Annotated in this window: 14 protein-coding genes and 1 pseudogene; all 15 read left to right on the top strand. The window is 57.7% G+C overall.

Features of this window, described 5'->3' with window-relative positions:
- Nucleotides 1–138 precede the first annotated feature (138 nt).
- The 15 genes and pseudogenes from cspD (at nt 139) to nuoF (ending at nt 16,565) form a co-directional block, all read left to right on the top strand.
- On the top strand, nt 139–423 hold the full coding sequence (cspD, locus tag ALO64_RS09685; protein ID WP_005731877.1) for a cold shock domain-containing protein CspD: 285 nt from the start codon (nt 139–141) through the stop codon (nt 421–423).
- 566 nt (nt 424–989) lie between these two features.
- On the top strand, nt 990–3,221 hold the full coding sequence (locus tag ALO64_RS09680; protein WP_044344607.1) for an NADP-dependent isocitrate dehydrogenase: 2,232 nt from the start codon (nt 990–992) through the stop codon (nt 3,219–3,221).
- Nucleotides 3,222–3,363: 142 nt separating this feature from the next.
- Complete coding sequence (locus ALO64_RS09675) at nt 3,364–3,810, top strand: NUDIX hydrolase (RefSeq protein WP_002554004.1); 447 nt, start codon at nt 3,364–3,366, stop codon at nt 3,808–3,810.
- A gap of 60 nt (nt 3,811–3,870) precedes the next feature.
- Nucleotides 3,871–5,001 carry a tRNA 2-thiouridine(34) synthase MnmA gene (gene mnmA / locus ALO64_RS09670; protein WP_016982233.1) on the top strand — a complete coding sequence of 377 codons (1,131 nt, stop codon included), beginning with the start codon at nt 3,871–3,873 and terminating at the stop codon, nt 4,999–5,001.
- Entirely contained in the window at nt 5,001–5,621 is a 621-nt protein-coding gene (gene hflD / locus ALO64_RS09665) for a high frequency lysogenization protein HflD (protein ID WP_044344606.1), read from the top strand. The genes mnmA and hflD overlap by 1 nt, the downstream gene beginning before the upstream one ends.
- 131 nt (nt 5,622–5,752) lie before the next feature.
- The gene (gene purB / locus ALO64_RS09660) at nt 5,753–7,123 is read left to right on the top strand and encodes an adenylosuccinate lyase (protein ID WP_005731871.1); all 1,371 of its coding nucleotides are present in this window, start codon (nt 5,753–5,755) and stop codon (nt 7,121–7,123) included.
- A 53-nt stretch (nt 7,124–7,176) separates the two neighbouring features.
- On the top strand, nt 7,177–8,343 hold the full coding sequence (locus ALO64_RS09655) for a ribosomal protein uL16 3-hydroxylase (RefSeq protein WP_044344605.1): 1,167 nt from the start codon (nt 7,177–7,179) through the stop codon (nt 8,341–8,343).
- Nucleotides 8,336–8,767 carry a GNAT family N-acetyltransferase gene (locus ALO64_RS09650; RefSeq protein ID WP_002554008.1) on the top strand — a complete coding sequence of 144 codons (432 nt, stop codon included), beginning with the start codon at nt 8,336–8,338 and terminating at the stop codon, nt 8,765–8,767. The genes ALO64_RS09655 and ALO64_RS09650 overlap by 8 nt, the downstream gene beginning before the upstream one ends.
- Nucleotides 8,768–8,944: 177 nt before the next feature.
- Complete coding sequence (locus ALO64_RS09645) at nt 8,945–9,688, top strand: secretin N-terminal domain-containing protein (protein WP_044344608.1); 744 nt, start codon at nt 8,945–8,947, stop codon at nt 9,686–9,688.
- Nucleotides 9,689–9,965: 277 nt separating this feature from the next.
- A pseudogene (gene aceA, locus ALO64_RS09640) lies at nt 9,966–11,292 on the top strand (isocitrate lyase).
- A gap of 463 nt (nt 11,293–11,755) precedes the next feature.
- Nucleotides 11,756–12,169 carry an NADH-quinone oxidoreductase subunit A gene (locus tag ALO64_RS09635; protein ID WP_002554011.1) on the top strand — a complete coding sequence of 138 codons (414 nt, stop codon included), beginning with the start codon at nt 11,756–11,758 and terminating at the stop codon, nt 12,167–12,169.
- Between the two features lie 10 nt (nt 12,170–12,179).
- On the top strand, nt 12,180–12,854 hold the full coding sequence (locus tag ALO64_RS09630; protein WP_002554012.1) for a NuoB/complex I 20 kDa subunit family protein: 675 nt from the start codon (nt 12,180–12,182) through the stop codon (nt 12,852–12,854).
- Nucleotides 12,855–12,928: 74 nt separating this feature from the next.
- The gene (gene nuoC / locus ALO64_RS09625; RefSeq protein WP_002554013.1) at nt 12,929–14,710 is read left to right on the top strand and encodes an NADH-quinone oxidoreductase subunit C/D; all 1,782 of its coding nucleotides are present in this window, start codon (nt 12,929–12,931) and stop codon (nt 14,708–14,710) included.
- Nucleotides 14,711–14,712: 2 nt separating this feature from the next.
- The gene (nuoE, locus tag ALO64_RS09620) at nt 14,713–15,210 is read left to right on the top strand and encodes an NADH-quinone oxidoreductase subunit NuoE (RefSeq protein ID WP_002554014.1); all 498 of its coding nucleotides are present in this window, start codon (nt 14,713–14,715) and stop codon (nt 15,208–15,210) included.
- Entirely contained in the window at nt 15,207–16,565 is a 1,359-nt protein-coding gene (gene nuoF, locus ALO64_RS09615; RefSeq protein ID WP_044344604.1) for an NADH-quinone oxidoreductase subunit NuoF, read from the top strand. The genes nuoE and nuoF overlap by 4 nt, the downstream gene beginning before the upstream one ends.
- The last annotated feature ends 29 nt before the right edge of the window (nt 16,566–16,594 follow it).

Raw genomic sequence — 16,594 nt, 5'->3', positions numbered from 1 at the left:
TTTTTCAGAGGATACCTAAACGGTGTTACAAACAATAGAGCCCACATTGGGTAAAAAGGGTCCGCGCAGTCAACCAAAATTTTTGGGGAGGCGGATTGAAGTGGATGATACTCCTGACGGAGTCCTTTGCAGAGGGATATGGCGATGCTTAACGGAAAAGTCAAGTGGTTCAACAATGCAAAAGGTTATGGATTCATAATCGAAGACGGCAAGCCGGATGACGACTTGTTCGCCCATTTTTCGACCATCCAGATGGAAGGTTACAAGACCCTCAAAGCCGGCCAGCCGGTCAGTTTTGAAATCATTCAGGGGCCAAAAGGGCTGCATGCCGTGAATATAGCGCCATTGCTGGCTAAAGCAGGTGAGCCTGTGAAGGAAACCCATGCTGCGTCTGAGCATGAACCTGAACATGCACACGCTTGAAATCCTCCATGGAAACAGCCTGACAGCAGATCAATGGTCTTTCGCGCCAGCTGACTGAGTAATCAGAAACACTCAATGAGCCTGTACCGGATCTTGAGAAACCGCAGCTTTGGTAGCTTGAACCGATGCGACTCCACAGGGTATCGAATTAGCGGTTATTGCACCGCGGATGCCCCTACCGTGACAGAGCCACCAGCGCCCCACTCCTCCGCCAGATCCCGCCTCTTGAAGCCTGATTGATAACTCGTAGACATCCTGGTCGTTCGACCAACGGCGGATGTTCATTATTCGATAGCACGCATAGCATTAATGCCTCGCGCCAATGGTTTGATATACTCGCGCCGTGACCGAAGAGTCATAAAGGCTGACCCGTCTGAAATCAGACCCTCAACCTTCCTAATGCGTCGGGTCGCTACCTGGCCTGACAGCTTGACGCTCGACTGATGCACCCAACATCACCGCGAATGAACCTCGACCTGGGCCCATGGCCGAACCGTGGGCAAGAGTGCATACCCTGCGCGTATCGAGATTTTGTGCATGCTCAGCAAAACAGAGAGTTAATACGAATGTCCAACCGCTCGAAGATCATCTACACCTTCACCGACGAAGCTCCGGCCCTCGCCACCTATTCGCTGCTGCCTATTATCGAAGCTTTCACAGCCTCCTCCGATATCGACGTGGAAACGCGCGACATCTCCCTGGCGGGCCGTGTTCTTTCAAGCTTCCCGGAGTCGCTTGGCGCCGATCAACAAGTGCCGGATCATCTCGCCGAGCTGGGCAAACTGGCCACTACGCCAGAAGCCAACATCATCAAGCTGCCTAACATCAGTGCCTCGGTCCCTCAATTGAAGGCGACCATCAAGGAGCTTCAGGATCAGGGCTACAAGATTCCCGACTACCCTGAAAACCCTGTCACTGACGCGGAAAAAGAAACCCGCGCACGCTACGACAAGACCAAGGGCAGCGCCGTGAACCCGGTGCTGCGCGAAGGCAACTCCGATCGTCGCGCACCGCTGTCGGTCAAGAACTACGCTCGCAAGCACCTACACAAGATGGGCGCCTGGTCCGCCGACTCCAAGGCCCACGTTGCGCACATGAGCAACGGCGACTTCTACGGCAGCGAAAAAGCTGCCCAGATCGCAGCCGACAACACCGTTAAAATCGAACTGATCGCTCAGGACGGCACCACCACCGCTCTGAAGGAAAAAACCGCCGTCAAGGCTGGCGAAGTCGTTGACTGCTCGGTAATGAGCGCCAAAGCTCTGCGCAGCTTCATTGCCGCCGAGATTGAAGACGCCCGCAAGCAAGGCGTTCTGTTCTCGGTGCATCTGAAAGCCACCATGATGAAGATCTCCGACCCGATCATGTTCGGCCAGATCGTTGATGAGTTCTACAAGGATGCATTGACCAAGCACGCTGACACGCTGAAGCAGATCGGCTTCAGCCTGAACAACGGCATCGGTGACCTGTACGAGCGCATCACCAGCCTGCCTGCTGAAAAACAGGCCGAAATCAAGGCTGACATCGAAGCGGTCTACGCCACTCGCCCACAACTGGCGATGGTCAACTCCGACAAGGGCATCACCAACCTGCACGTGCCGAGCGACGTAATTGTCGACGCATCGATGCCAGCGATGATCCGTGACTCCGGCAAGATGTGGGGCACAGATGGTCAACTGCACGATGCCAAGGCAGTGATCCCGGATCGCTGCTACGCCACCATCTATCAAGCGGTCATCGAAGACTGCAAGAAAAATGGCGCATTCGACCCGACCACTATGGGCAGCGTACCGAACGTTGGCCTGATGGCTCAAAAAGCCGAAGAATATGGCTCCCACGACAAGACTTTCCACATCCAGACCAACGGCGTGGTTCGTGTAACCGACAGCCAGGGCAACCTGCTGATGGAACAGAACGTCGAAGCGGGCGATATCTGGCGCATGTGCCAGGCCAAGGACGCGCCGATCCAGGATTGGGTAAAACTGGCCGTCAACCGCGCTCGCGCCAGCAACACACCGGCTATCTTCTGGCTGGATTCGTCTCGCGCCCATGACAGCGTGATGATCGAGAAAGTCCGCAAGTACCTGGGCGACCACGACACGTCGGGCCTGGATATCCAGATCCTGTCACCTGTCGACGCGATGAAGCTGACCCTGGAACGCACTCGCGCCGGCAAGGACACGATCTCGGTAACGGGCAACGTGCTTCGCGATTACCTGACCGATCTGTTCCCGATCATGGAACTGGGCACAAGCGCGAAAATGCTGTCGATCGTTCCGCTGATGAACGGCGGCGGTCTGTTCGAAACCGGCGCTGGCGGCTCGGCTCCCAAGCATGTGCAGCAGTTTGTTGAAGAAAACTTCCTGCGCTGGGATTCGCTTGGCGAGTTTCTGGCTCTGGCGGCGTCCCTGGAACATCTGGGCAATGCCTACAACAACCCGAAAGCGCTGGTTCTGTCCAAGACCCTCGACCAGGCCACTGGCGAGTTCCTGGACCGCAACAAGTCGCCTTCGCGCAAGGTTGGCGGCATCGACAACCGCGGCAGTCACTTCTACCTGACCCTGTTCTGGGCTCAGGCACTGGCTGCCCAAAACGACGATGCAGACCTCAAGGCACAGTTCACGCCTTTGGCCAAAACCCTGACTGACAACGAAGAAAAAATCGTTGCCGAGCTGAACGCTGTTCAGGGCAAGCCGGTGGAAATTGGCGGCTACTACTTCCCTAACCCGGAAGTCACCAGCAAGGCCATGCGCCCAAGCGCCACTCTCAACGCAGCTATCGATGCGTTGAAAGCGTAAGCGGCATGAGACCGGTGCGACGCATTACTGCGTCGCCCAGCCAAAAGCCCCGGCCCGCGTGTCGGGGCTTTTGCATTAAAGCCAAAGACAGACCGGCAGCCCACATACTGAACATTCTTATCTGGCAGCAGAGGATCAATCCATGACCTGGCAAGCCCACGTTACCGTCGCCACCATCGTCGAAGATCAGGGACGCTTCCTGTTCGTCGAAGAAATGAAAGGCGGACGCGCCGTACTCAACCAACCCGCCGGGCACCTCGACCCGAACGAGAGCCTGCAACGTGCGGCAGTGCGGGAGACTCTTGAAGAAACCGGCTGGGATGTCGAACTGACCAGCGTGGTGGGCATTTACCTGTACACCGCGCCGAGCAACGGCGTGACCTACCAGCGGATATGTTTCGCCGCCAAGGCCATACGCCATAACCCTGAATATCAGCTGGACGAAGGCATCGTTGGCGCCGTCTGGCTGACTCGCGACGAACTGCTGGCCCAACAGGAACGCTGGCGCAGCGAGCTGGTACTGCGCTGCCTGGACGATTACCTCAATGCCGAACATTTCAGTCTCGACCTGCTGCGCGACAAGGCGTGAGACTCGACGCCCTCAGCCTGATAGAATCGCGTCCTTTTACAGGTCAGCCGTTGAATCCCCATGCGTGATCCAGCCCCCTCGAACTCAGAAATGAAGCGCGTCATAGTCGGCATGTCCGGCGGCGTGGACTCTTCCGTTTCCGCCGTACTGCTCATGGAGCAGGGTTATCAGGTGGAAGGCTTGTTCATGAAGAACTGGGAAGAAGACGACGGAACGGAATATTGCACCGCCCGCGAAGACCTGGCAGATGCCCAGGCCGTGTGTGACAAGATCGGCATCAAGCTGCACACGGCCAACTTCGCCGCCGAGTACTGGGACAATGTCTTCGAACATTTCCTTGAAGAGTACAAGGCCGGGCGCACCCCCAACCCGGACATCCTCTGCAACCGGGAAATCAAGTTCAAGGCGTTTCTTGACTATGCGCTGATGCTGGGTGCCGACCTGATTGCCACTGGCCACTACGTGCGCCGTCGCGATACCGATGGCCGCACCGAGCTGCTTAAGGGCCTGGACCCGAACAAGGATCAAAGCTACTTCCTGCATGCCGTCGGTGGCGAACAGATCGCCCGGACGCTGTTTCCGGTGGGCGAGCTGGAAAAACCGGAAGTACGTGCCATTGCTGAGAAACACGGCCTGGCGACGGCCAAAAAGAAGGACTCCACCGGAATCTGCTTCATTGGCGAACGCCGTTTCACCGACTTCCTGCGTCAGTACCTGCCCGCCCAGCCTGGAGAGATCAAAACCACCGAAGGTGAAGTCATCGGTCGTCACAGCGGCCTGATGTATCACACCATCGGCCAGCGCCAGGGCCTTGGGATTGGCGGCCTCAAGGACGCCAGCGATGATCCGTGGTACGTGCTGGTCAAGGATCTGGACAACAACGAACTGATCGTTGGCCAGGGCAACGACCACCCGTGGCTGTTTTCCCGCGCACTGGTGTCTTCGGAAATCTACTGGGTCAACCCGATTGATCTGAGCAGCCCGCGCAAACTCACGGCCAAAGTCCGTTATCGTCAGGGCGACCAGCCATGCACACTGGAAAAGACCGCCGACGGCTACCGAGCCACATTCGATGATCCGCAGCGGGCCGTCACACCCGGACAGTCCGTGGTGTTCTACGATGGCGAAATATGTCTGGGCGGCGGTGTGATCGAAATTGCCGAACCCTGGACCAGCAAGGACAAGCGTTGATGACCCCGATTCAGGAACAACTGATCGCTCTGAGTGGCGTATTTCAGGCCGCCGTACTGGTCGACCGGATCGCCAAGACCGGACAGGTCAGCGAAGCCGCGCTGAGCTGCATGCTCGGCAGCCTGCTGGTGGTTGACCCGAAGGATACGCTGGACGTCTACGGCGGCGATGACCTCAACCTGCACGAAGGCTATCGCGCCATGGCCAGCGCTCTGGAACGCGACCCTGCAACACTGCAGCGCGAACCGCTGCGTTACGCCCTATCGATGCTCGGCCTGGAGCGACAGCTGGCCAAGCGCGACGACTTGCTCGAAATCATCGGCAGGCGCATCCCGGTGATTCAGTCTCAGGTCGAACATTTCGGCATCGCTCACGAAAACGTGATCGCTGCGACCGGCGCCCTTTATGAAGACACCCTGAGCACCCTGCGCCAACGCATTCAGGTCCAGGGCGACATGCGCAACCTGCAGCAACCGAACAACGCGTCGAAGATTCGCGCCATCCTGCTGGCAGGCATTCGCTCCGCACGCCTGTGGCGACAAGTTGGCGGTCATCGCTGGCAACTGGTGTTCAGCCGTTGCAAGCTATTGAAAGAACTCTACCCATTGCTGCACGGCTGATCCGCCACGCACCAATGACCTTCACCACCACAGGCACGGCGCTGTCTACGCTGGTCAGCGGGCTCCGGTCCGAGTGACTTTTCATGTATGATATGCGCCCTTTTCGTTGCCCGACTGTCCGAGAGCATCCCATGCAGCTTTCTTCGCTCACTGCGGTTTCCCCTGTTGATGGCCGCTACGCCGGCAAAACCCAGGCCTTGCGCCCTATTTTCAGCGAATACGGCCTGATCCGTTTCCGTGTGATGGTTGAAGTTCGCTGGCTCCAGCGTCTGGCGGCCCACCCGCAGATTACCGAAGTCCCGGCGTTCTCTGCGCAAGCCAACGCCATCCTCGACACCCTGGCTGAAGACTTCTCGGTTGAGCACGCCGAGCGCGTGAAAGAGATCGAGCGCACCACCAACCACGACGTCAAAGCCGTTGAGTATCTGCTCAAGGAGCAGGCTGCCAAACTGCCGGAGCTGGACAAGGTCAGCGAGTTCATCCACTTTGCCTGCACCAGCGAGGACATCAACAACCTGTCTCACGCCCTGATGCTGCGTGAAGGCCGTGACACTGTGATGCTGCCGTTGATGCGCCAGATTGCCGATGCTATCCGTGAACTGGCGATCCGCTTCGCCGACGTGCCGATGCTCTCGCGTACCCACGGTCAGCCAGCGTCCCCGACCACGCTGGGCAAGGAATTGGCCAACGTGGTTTACCGTCTGGAACGCCAGATCGACCAGATCGCCGCAGTGCCCTTGCTGGGCAAGATCAACGGTGCGGTCGGCAACTACAATGCCCACCTCTCCGCTTATGCCGATATCGACTGGGAAGCCAACGCACGCGCGTTCATCGAAGACGAGCTGGGGCTGGGCTTCAACCCGTACACCACGCAAATCGAACCGCATGACTACATCGCCGAGCTGTTTGATGCGATTGCGCGTTTCAACACTATCCTGATCGACTTCGACCGCGATATCTGGGGCTATATATCCCTGGGCTACTTCAAGCAGCGCACCATTGCTGGCGAAATCGGCTCGTCGACCATGCCACACAAGGTCAACCCGATCGACTTCGAAAACTCCGAAGGCAATCTGGGCATCGCCAACGCGCTGTTCCAGCATCTGGCTAGCAAACTGCCTGTCTCTCGCTGGCAGCGCGACCTGACTGACTCCACCGTCCTGCGCAACCTGGGCGTCGGTTTTGCCCACAGCGTTATTGCTTATGAAGCCAGCCTCAAAGGCATCAGCAAGCTGGAACTGAACGAGCAACGCATTGCTGCCGATCTGGACGCGTGCTGGGAAGTTCTGGCAGAGCCGATTCAGACCGTCATGCGTCGTTACAACATCGAAAACCCATACGAAAAACTGAAAGAACTGACACGCGGCAAGGGCATCGGCCCGGAAGCGTTGCAGACTTTCATCGACGGTCTGGACATGCCTGCCGAAGCAAAGGCCGAGCTGAAGAAGCTCACGCCAGCCAACTACATCGGTAACGCAGCGGCTCAGGCCAAGCGCATCTGACACGCAAAAAATTGCACACGCCGGCCGGGCGTTTTCATTTCAAGGGCTTACACATGAATCCTGATATTCCTCTGCAACTTCTGGGCGGCATCAGTGCACGCGTTTTTCTGCGTGACTACTGGCAGAAAAAACCACTGCTGATCCGCCAGGCTCTGCCGGACTTTCAAAGCCCGATCGATGCGGACGAGCTGGCTGGCCTTGCTCTAGAGGAAGAAGTCGAATCCCGCCTGGTCCTCGAACACGGTGAGCGTCCCTGGGAGCTGCGTCGCGGTCCCTTTGCGGAGGATGAATTCAGCAAGCTGCCCGAACGCGACTGGACCCTGCTGGTGCAGGCGGTGGACCAGTTCGTTCCGGAAGTCAGCGAACTGCTGGAAAACTTCCGCTTCCTGCCAAGCTGGCGCATTGACGATGTAATGATCAGCTACGCCGCACCAGGTGGCAGCGTCGGCCCGCATTTCGATAACTATGACGTGTTCCTGCTTCAGGGCCACGGCAAGCGTCACTGGCAGATCGGCCAAATGTGCGATGCAGAAAGCCCGCTGCTGCAGCATGCCGACCTGCGCATCCTTGCCGAATTCGAAAAAACCGAAGAGTGGACGCTGGAACCGGGCGACATGCTTTACCTGCCGCCACGTCTGGCTCACTGCGGCGTTGCCGCCGACGACTGCCTGACCTACTCGGTCGGTTTCCGCGCGCCAAGCGCTGCCGAGGTCCTGACTCATTTCACCGATTTCCTCAGCCAGTTCATCCCGGATGAAGAGCGCTATACCGACGCTGACGCGCAACCGGTCAGCGATCCGCATCAGATCCAGCACGATGCGCTGGACCGACTCAAAGCGCTGCTGACCGAACACATGAGTGACGAGCGCCTGCTGCTGACCTGGTTCGGCCAGTTCATGACCGAACCGCGCTACCCTGAACTGGTGACCGGCCCGGAACTGGAGGAAGACGACTTGCTCGATAGCCTCGAGCAGGGCGCGGTGCTGATTCGCAACCCGAGTGCAAGACTGGCCTGGTCTGAAGTCGACGACGATCTGCTACTGTTTGCCAGTGGTCAGAGCCGCCTGTTGCCGGGCAGTCTGCGCGAATTGCTTAAACTGATCTGTGCCGCCGACGCATTGCACAGTGAAAACCTCGGCCAATGGTTGGCCGATGACGATGGACGCAATCTGCTTTGCGAACTCGTAAAACAAGGAAGTCTGGGATTTGCCGATGAATAAAGTCACCGTAGCTGTCGCACAATGGCAGAAAAACAACGCCGACATCCGGCGCATACGCGATTCGGTATTCATCGCCGAGCAATCGGTGCCACCGGAGCTGGAGTGGGACGCTGAAGATGCGACTGCCGTGCATTTTCTCGCCTATGAAGGGGAATACGCAGTAGGCACCGCTCGCCTGCTGCCCGACGGTGAAATCGGTCGGCTGTCGGTTCTCAAGGACTGGCGCGGCATGAAAGTCGGTGAAGCGTTGCTCGGTGCGGTGATCCACGAGGCCGAACAACGTGGACTGGAGCCGCTGAAGCTCAGCGCTCAAGTGCAGGCCGTCGAGTTTTACCAGCGCTTCGGGTTTGCCGTGGTCAGCGACGAGTTTCTCGAAGCCGGTTTACCGCACGTCGAAATGCGCCGCGAAACACCTGAAACCTGATTATGTAGGCGTTTTTCAAGGCACTACATGATGATCGCCCTGCTCTTTTTCGCTAGACACTTTTCAGGTCGAGACGAAAAATGCCAGGGCGTTTTTGTGGCGGCCCATTCAGCTTGCCCGGCTATAGCCGATACACTGGCAAACTCATGCTTTACACGCTTATCGCGGAGAATGATCATGCCAGTCCGTAACCTGCTTAACGTGGTAATCACCTCAGTGCTGATCGCATTCAGCACTCAGGCCCTTTCAGCGACCGAAGTCGTTCCGCTCAATTACCGCACCAGTGCCGATCTGCTACCCGTAGCTAAATCCTTTCTAGGTACCGAAGGCTCCGTCAGCGCTTATGGCAATCAACTGATTGTCAATGCAGAGTCGCGCAAGATTGAAGAACTTCGCACCCTTATCGCACAACTCGACACCGCACCGAAACGCCTGTTGATTATCGTCGACACCAGCGATAACGCAACGCGCAACAGTAGTGGCTCACGCGTCATAGAATACGGCACCGCCAGCCGTGAGGGCGGCGTTCAGCAAGTGCAGACCAGCGAAGGTACGCCAGCACTTATCCAGATCGGCCAGAGCGTTCCGCTGACCTCCTCGTCCACGGATTCCTATGGCTACTCCCAAAGCAATACTGAATATCGCAATGTAACCCAGGGCTTTTACGTCACTGCCAGTGTGACCGGCGATACCGTTCACCTGAGCATCAGCACCAACCATGACCGCATGAGTCAGGAGCGCGCTGATGCCATAAAAGTGCAAAGTACCGATAGCCAGGTCAGCGGCCGGCTCGGAGAATGGATCACGCTGGCGAGCAATAGCGATCAATCGGTTGCCGATCAGCGTGGCCTTGCACAACGCTATTCAACCCAGGGTCGCGACGACATGATTTTGCGCGTAAAGGTCGAAACCCTCGAGTAGCCTGCGCTGGCGCGAAACCCAGCACCTACGGGCCTTTTAGTGACTCACCAGTCTGATTACGCAATTATGTAGTGAGATCAAAAAAGCACTACAAATTGTTTGACGACCCCGATACCCCGAGGCATGATTGCCTCGCTCCCGCTGATCGGAGGCTGCGCAAAAAGCCTTTGACTGTCGCTCTCCGAGCAGCGAGCAGCCATCTACAGTGCCTTCGATAAACGAGGCGTTTTGGCGGAGCAGGACTTCTAATCAAGACCTACTTCTCGGGGTTTACAAAATGGCACTGACACGCGAACAACAAATAGCCACTCTCGAAAAAGACTGGGCCGAAAATCCGCGCTGGAAAAACGTGACCCGTACTTACTCCGCAGCCGATGTGGTCCGCTTGCGTGGCTCGGTTCAACCCGAACACACCTTTGCACGGCTGGGCGCTGACAAACTGTGGAACCTGGTGACCCAAGGCGCCAGGCCGTCTTTCCGGCCAGACAAGGACTTCGTCAACTGCATGGGCGCTCTGACCGGCGGTCAGGCCGTGCAGCAGGTCAAGGCCGGTATTCAGGCCATCTACCTATCCGGCTGGCAGGTTGCTGCCGATAACAACTCTGCCGAATCGATGTACCCGGATCAGTCGCTGTACCCGGTCGACTCGGTGCCAACCGTGGTCAAGCGCATCAATAATTCGTTCCGCCGCGCCGATCAAATCCAGTGGAAAGCTGGCAAGGCTCCGGGTGACGAAGGTTATATCGATTATTTCGCGCCAATAGTAGCCGACGCAGAGGCCGGATTCGGCGGCGTGCTCAATGCATACGAGCTGATGAAAAGCATGATCGAGGCGGGGGCCGCCGGTGTGCATTTTGAAGATCAGTTGGCATCGGTGAAGAAATGCGGCCACATGGGCGGCAAAGTGCTTGTCCCGACTCAGGAAGCGGTTCAAAAACTGGTTGCTGCGCGCCTGGCCGCCGACGTGGCCGGTGTGCCGACGATCATTCTGGCCCGCACCGACGCCAACGCTGCCGACCTGCTGACTTCCGATTGCGACCCCTATGACAAGCCGTTCGTGACCGGCGAACGGACTCATGAGGGCTTCTACAAAGTACGTGCCGGTCTGGATCAGGCAATCTCCCGCGGCCTCGCCTACGCGCCTTATGCCGACCTGATCTGGTGTGAAACCGCCAAGCCGGATCTGGACGAGGCACGCCGCTTCGCCGAAGCAATCAAGAAGGAGTACCCAGACCAATTGCTTTCCTACAACTGCTCGCCGTCCTTCAACTGGAAGAAAAACCTCGACGACGTAACCATCGCCAAGTTTCAGCGCGAACTTTCGCGCCATGGGCTACAAGCACCAGTTCATAACCCTGGCGGGCATTCACAACATGTGGCACAGCATGTTCAACCTGGCGCACGACTACGCCCGCAACGACATGACTGCCTACGTGAAGCTACAGGAACAGGAATTCGCCGATGCTGCCAAGGGCTATACCTTCGTGGCCCACCAGCAGGAAGTGGGCACGGGGTATTTCGATGACATGACCACCGTGATTCAGGGCGGCGTATCGTCGGTAACCGCACTGACCGGCTCGACGGAAGAAGAGCAATTCCACTGAGACACCGCGCAACGCGTTGAAAACACAGACCGTCCGTAAGGGCGGTCTGTGTTTTGTGTCAGATAGCGCCTGTATTGATTTCGGACAATGTGCAGCTCACGAACAGATGCTACAAAAACCGCACTTTATAAGCGGTGCCCTGCATAACTATGCTCCGACTATCCTTTTGGGAACTATGCAGGCCCATTTAAATGATATTAATTATCATTCAAATTGCCTTTCGTTCCTTTTCGTCACCGAGAAACATAATTAGCCAAAACCTTGCTGACGCCCGGCTGGCATGCCTTACAGCCCTGATAAAGAACGGCGGGCGATTAATTTCGTAAATAAATTTCATGTAGAAAATTTACTTGCCAACTGTTTGCACATAAAATCAATCCGTTGACCGCACTGCGACATTTCGTCACTGCCTCGACTCTTTATCAAGCACAGAGACCTTTGCTCTCTAACAAGGACTGACAGCATGCCCGAATCGACAGGTCTGATTGCCCACAACTGGGGCTTCGCCATTTTCCTTTTGGGTGTTGTAGGCCTCTGCGCCTTCATGCTCGGCCTGTCCAGCCTGCTCGGAAGCAAGGCCTGGGGCCGCAGCAAGAACGAACCTTTCGAATCCGGCATGCTGCCTACCGGCAGTGCGCGTCTGCGGCTCTCCGCAAAATTCTATCTGGTCGCGATGCTCTTCGTGATCTTTGACATCGAAGCCCTCTTTCTCTTTGCCTGGTCTGTGTCCGTTCGCGAAAGCGGCTGGACCGGATTCGTCGAAGCTCTCGTTTTCATAGCAATTCTGTTGGCAGGTCTTGTCTACCTATGGCGGGTTGGCGCTCTTGACTGGGCTCCTGAAGGTCGCCGTAATCGGCAAGCGAAGCTGAAACAATGAGGCTTTGGCGATGCAATATAATCTCACCAGGATCGACCCGGACGCTCCTAACGAGCAGTACCCCATCGGCAAACGGGAAACCGTTTCCGATCCGTTAGAAGATCAAGTCCACAAAAACATCTACATGGGCAAGCTGGAAGACGTGCTGAATGGTGCGGTCAACTGGGGACGTAAAAACTCCCTGTGGCCCTACAATTTCGGCCTGTCGTGCTGCTATGTGGAAATGACCACCGCCTTCACGGCCCCTCACGATATCGCGCGTTTCGGTGCGGAAGTTATCCGGGCGTCGCCACGGCAGGCGGATTTCATGGTCATTGCCGGTACCTGCTTCATCAAGATGGCACCGATCATCCAGCGTCTCTACGAGCAAATGCTCGAACCCAAGTGGGTCATCTCCATGGGTTCATGTGCCAACTCCGGTGGCATGTACGACATCTACTCAGTGGTCCAGGGGGTGGACAAATTCCTTCCCGTGGATGTCTACGTGCCCGGCTGCCCGCCCCGCCCCGAAGCATTTCTGCAAGGCTTGATGCTGCTGCAGGAATCCATCGGCAAGGAGCGTCGCCCTCTTTCCTGGGTCGTTGGCGATCAAGGCGTATACCGCGCCGAGATGCCGTCGCAAAAGGAACAGCGCCGCGAACAGCGTATTCAGGTGACCAACCTGCGCAGCCCCGACGAAGTCTGATCCAGCCCGTTCTTCTTATAAAAAAGACAGGAACCGGGGTTGATTCTGTACGTTGACCGAAGTGATTGAGACCTATGACTGCAGACAACGCTCTGTACATCCCGCCTTACAAGGCTGACGACCAAGACGTCGTCGTTGAACTGAACAACCGTTTTGGCGCCGAGGCGTTCACTGCCCAGCCAACCCGCACCGGCATGCCGGTGCTGTGGGTCGAGCGCGCGCGGCTGTTTGAAATTCTGACGTTCCTGCGCAACGTTCCCAAACCCTACTCCATGCTCTATGACCTGCATGGCGTGGACGAGCGTCTGCGTACCAACCGTCGCGGCCTGCCCGGTGCAGATTTCACCGTGTTCTATCACCTGCTGTCGATCGAGCGAAACAGCGACGTGATGATCAAGGTAGCGCTGTCTGAAAGCGACCTGAGTGTGCCAACCATCACCAGTATCTGGCCAAATGCCAACTGGTATGAGCGCGAAGTCTGGGACATGTTCGGAATCGACTTTCCGGGACACCCGCATCTAAGCCGCATCATGATGCCGCCAACCTGGGAAGGTCACCCGCTGCGCAAGGACTTCCCTGCCCGCGCGACGGAGTTTGACCCCTACAGCCTGACACTCGCCAAACAGCAACTGGAAGAGGAAGCCGCACGTTTCCGTCCGGAAGACTGGGGCATGAAACGTTCTGGCGCGAACGAGGACTATATGTTCCTCAACCTCGGGCCGAACCACCCTTCCGCTCACGGTGCGTTCCGTATCATTCTGCAGCTGGATGGCGAAGAAATCGTCGACTGCGTTCCGGACATCGGCTACCACCACCGAGGTGCAGAGAAGATGGCCGAGCGTCAGTCCTGGCACAGCTTCATCCCGTACACCGACCGCATCGATTATCTCGGCGGGGTGATGAACAACCTGCCTTACGTACTCTCGGTCGAAAAACTGGCAGGCATCAAGGTGCCGGAAAAGGTCGACGTCATCCGCATCATGATGGCCGAGTTCTTCCGTATCACCAGCCATCTGCTGTTCCTGGGTACCTACATCCAGGACGTGGGTGCCATGACGCCGGTGTTCTTTACGTTCACCGACCGCCAGAAAGCCTACACCGTGATCGAAGCCATTACCGGTTTCCGTCTGCATCCGGCCTGGTATCGCATCGGGGGGGTTGCCCACGACCTGCCTCGTGGCTGGGAAAAACTGGTCAAGGACTTCGTCGACTGGCTGCCCAAGCGCCTCGACGAATACACCAAGGCTGCCCTGCAGAACAGCATCCTCAAGGGTCGTACCGTGGGCGTTGCCGCGTACAACACCAAAGAGGCCCTGGAATGGGGCGTCACCGGTGCAGGCCTGCGCTCCACCGGCTGCGATTTCGACTTGCGCAAGGCACGCCCTTACTCCGGCTACGAGAACTTCGAGTTTGAAGTACCGCTGGCCGCGAACGGCGACGCTTACGACCGCTGCATGGTCCGCGTAGAAGAGATGCGCCAGAGCATCAAGATCATCGATCAGTGTATGCGCAACATGCCGGAAGGCCCGTACAAGGCGGATCATCCGCTGACCACGCCGCCACCGAAAGAGCGCACCCTGCAGCACATCGAAACCCTGATCACGCACTTCCTGCAGGTTTCGTGGGGCCCGGTCATGCCGGCCAACGAGTCCTTCCAGATGATCGAAGCGACCAAGGGTATCAACAGCTATTACCTGACGAGCGACGGCGGCACCATGAGCTACCGTACCCGGATCCGCACCCCGAGTTACCCGCACCTGCAGCAGATCCCTTCGGTGATCAAAGGCAGCATGGTCGCGGACTTGATCGCGTACCTGGGTAGTATCGATTTCGTTATGGCCGACGTGGACCGCTAAGCATGAATAGCCCGCTAATCCAGACTGACCGTTTCGCCCTGAGCGAAACCGAGCGCTCGGCCATCGAGCACGAGATGCATCACTACGAAGACCCACGTGCGGCTTCCATCGAGGCCCTGAAGATCGTTCAGAAAGAGCGTGGATGGGTGCCCGATGGTGCCATCTACGCAATCGGCGATTTGCTCGGCATCCCCGCCAGCGACGTCGAAGGTGTTGCAACCTTTTACAGCCAGATCTTCCGCCAGCCGGTCGGACGTCACATCATTCGCGTCTGCAACAGCATGGTGTGCTTCATCGGCGGCCACGAAAACGTGGTCGACGAGATCAAGAGCTCACTGGGCATCGGCCTGGGTCAGACCACCGCTGACGGTCGCTTCACCTTGCTGCCGGTCTGCTGCCTCGGCAACTGTGACAAGGCGCCGGCCGTGATGGTCGACGACGACACTTTCGGCGATGTACAGCCTGCTGGCGTTGCCAAGATGCTGGAGGGTTACCTATGACCATCACTTCCTTCGGCCCTGCCAACCGCATTGCGCGCACGGCAGAAACCCATCCGCTGACTTGGCGTCTGCGTGACGACGGCGAGCCGGTCTGGCTCGACGAGTATCAGGCCAAAGACGGTTATGCAGCAGCGCGCAAGGCGCTGACGCAACAGTCGCCTGACGATATCGTCCAGTCGGTCAAGGACTCGGGCCTCAAAGGCCGCGGCGGTGCGGGCTTCCCTACCGGCGTCAAATGGGGCCTGATGCCCAAAGACGAATCCATGAACATCCGCTATCTGCTGTGCAATGCGGATGAGATGGAACCCAACACCTGGAAAGACCGCATGCTGATGGAGCAACTGCCCCATCTGCTGGTCGAGGGCATGCTGATCAGTGCCCGTGCGTTGAAAGCCTATCGTGGCTACATCTTCCTGCGTGGAGAATACGTAACGGTCGCCAAGCACTTGAACCGCGCCGTGGCCGAAGCGAAGGCTGCCGGCCTGCTGGGCAAGAACATCCTCGGCACCGGCTTCGACTTTGAACTGTTCGTACACACCGGTGCCGGTCGTTACATCTGCGGTGAAGAAACCGCTCTGATCAACTCGCTGGAAGGCCGCCGCGCCAACCCGCGCTCCAAGCCGCCCTTCCCTGCTGCCGTAGGCGTCTGGGGCAAACCGACCTGTGTAAACAACGTCGAAACCCTGTGCAACGTGCCCGCCATCGTCAACAACGGCAACGACTGGTACAAGTCGCTGGCCCGCGAAGGAAGTGAAGACCACGGCACCAAGCTAATGGGCTTCTCCGGCAAGGTTAAAAACCCGGGTTTGTGGGAGCTGCCATTTGGCGTACAGGCTCGCGAACTGTTCGAAGACTACGCCGGCGGCATGCGCGATGGGTTCAAGCTCAAGTGCTGGCAACCCGGCGGCGCCGGTACGGGTTTCCTGCTGCCAGAGCATCTGGACGCCCAGATGTACGCAGGCGGTATTGCCAAGGTCGGTACCCGGATGGGCACCGGTCTGGCGATGGCCGTCGACGATTCGGTCAACATGGTTTCACTGCTGCGCAACATGGAAGAGTTCTTCGCTCAGGAGTCCTGCGGCTTCTGCACCCCATGCCGCGACGGTTTGCCATGGAGCGTGAAAATGCTTCGTGCCATCGAGAAGGGTCAGGGGCAGCCGGGGGATATCGAAACCCTGCTGGGTCTGGTCAATTTCCTCGGCCCAGGCAAGACCTTCTGCGCTCATGCACCGGGCGCTGTTGAACCGCTGGGCAGCGCGATCAAGTATTTCCGTTCGGAGTTCGAAGCCGGTATTGCGCCAGCCAGCGCAACCACGCTCGTCCCGGGCAAAAGTCCGACCGTGGTCGGCGCATAACAAGACACAACGGCCGGCGGCTGTTCGGG

It is taken from the genome of Pseudomonas meliae (assembly GCF_001400515.1).
In the GTDB taxonomy this organism is placed as follows: Bacteria; Pseudomonadota; Gammaproteobacteria; order Pseudomonadales; family Pseudomonadaceae; genus Aquipseudomonas; species Aquipseudomonas amygdali.
The sequence above is the reverse complement of the archived record's forward strand: the minus strand, read 5'-3'. Positions and strand labels throughout refer to the sequence as shown.

Excerpts from the sequence above, each read along its gene's own strand:
- ALO64_RS09630 (WP_002554012.1), top strand. The coding sequence starts at position 12,180 with ATGCAATATAATCTCACCAGGATCGACCCGGACGCTCCTAACGAGCAG.
- nuoF (WP_044344604.1), top strand. The coding sequence starts at position 15,207 with ATGACCATCACTTCCTTCGGCCCTGCCAACCGCATTGCGCGCACGGCA.
- purB (WP_005731871.1), top strand. The coding sequence starts at position 5,753 with ATGCAGCTTTCTTCGCTCACTGCGGTTTCCCCTGTTGATGGCCGCTAC.
- nuoE (WP_002554014.1), top strand. The coding sequence starts at position 14,713 with ATGAATAGCCCGCTAATCCAGACTGACCGTTTCGCCCTGAGCGAAACC.
- ALO64_RS09680 (WP_044344607.1), top strand. The coding sequence starts at position 990 with ATGTCCAACCGCTCGAAGATCATCTACACCTTCACCGACGAAGCTCCG.
- ALO64_RS09655 (WP_044344605.1), top strand. The coding sequence starts at position 7,177 with ATGAATCCTGATATTCCTCTGCAACTTCTGGGCGGCATCAGTGCACGC.
- ALO64_RS09645 (WP_044344608.1), top strand. The coding sequence starts at position 8,945 with ATGCCAGTCCGTAACCTGCTTAACGTGGTAATCACCTCAGTGCTGATC.
- mnmA (WP_016982233.1), top strand. The coding sequence starts at position 3,871 with ATGCGTGATCCAGCCCCCTCGAACTCAGAAATGAAGCGCGTCATAGTC.
- cspD (WP_005731877.1), top strand. The coding sequence starts at position 139 with ATGGCGATGCTTAACGGAAAAGTCAAGTGGTTCAACAATGCAAAAGGT.
- ALO64_RS09635 (WP_002554011.1), top strand. The coding sequence starts at position 11,756 with ATGCCCGAATCGACAGGTCTGATTGCCCACAACTGGGGCTTCGCCATT.
- hflD (WP_044344606.1), top strand. The coding sequence starts at position 5,001 with ATGACCCCGATTCAGGAACAACTGATCGCTCTGAGTGGCGTATTTCAG.
- ALO64_RS09675 (WP_002554004.1), top strand. The coding sequence starts at position 3,364 with ATGACCTGGCAAGCCCACGTTACCGTCGCCACCATCGTCGAAGATCAG.
- ALO64_RS09650 (WP_002554008.1), top strand. The coding sequence starts at position 8,336 with ATGAATAAAGTCACCGTAGCTGTCGCACAATGGCAGAAAAACAACGCC.
- nuoC (WP_002554013.1), top strand. The coding sequence starts at position 12,929 with ATGACTGCAGACAACGCTCTGTACATCCCGCCTTACAAGGCTGACGAC.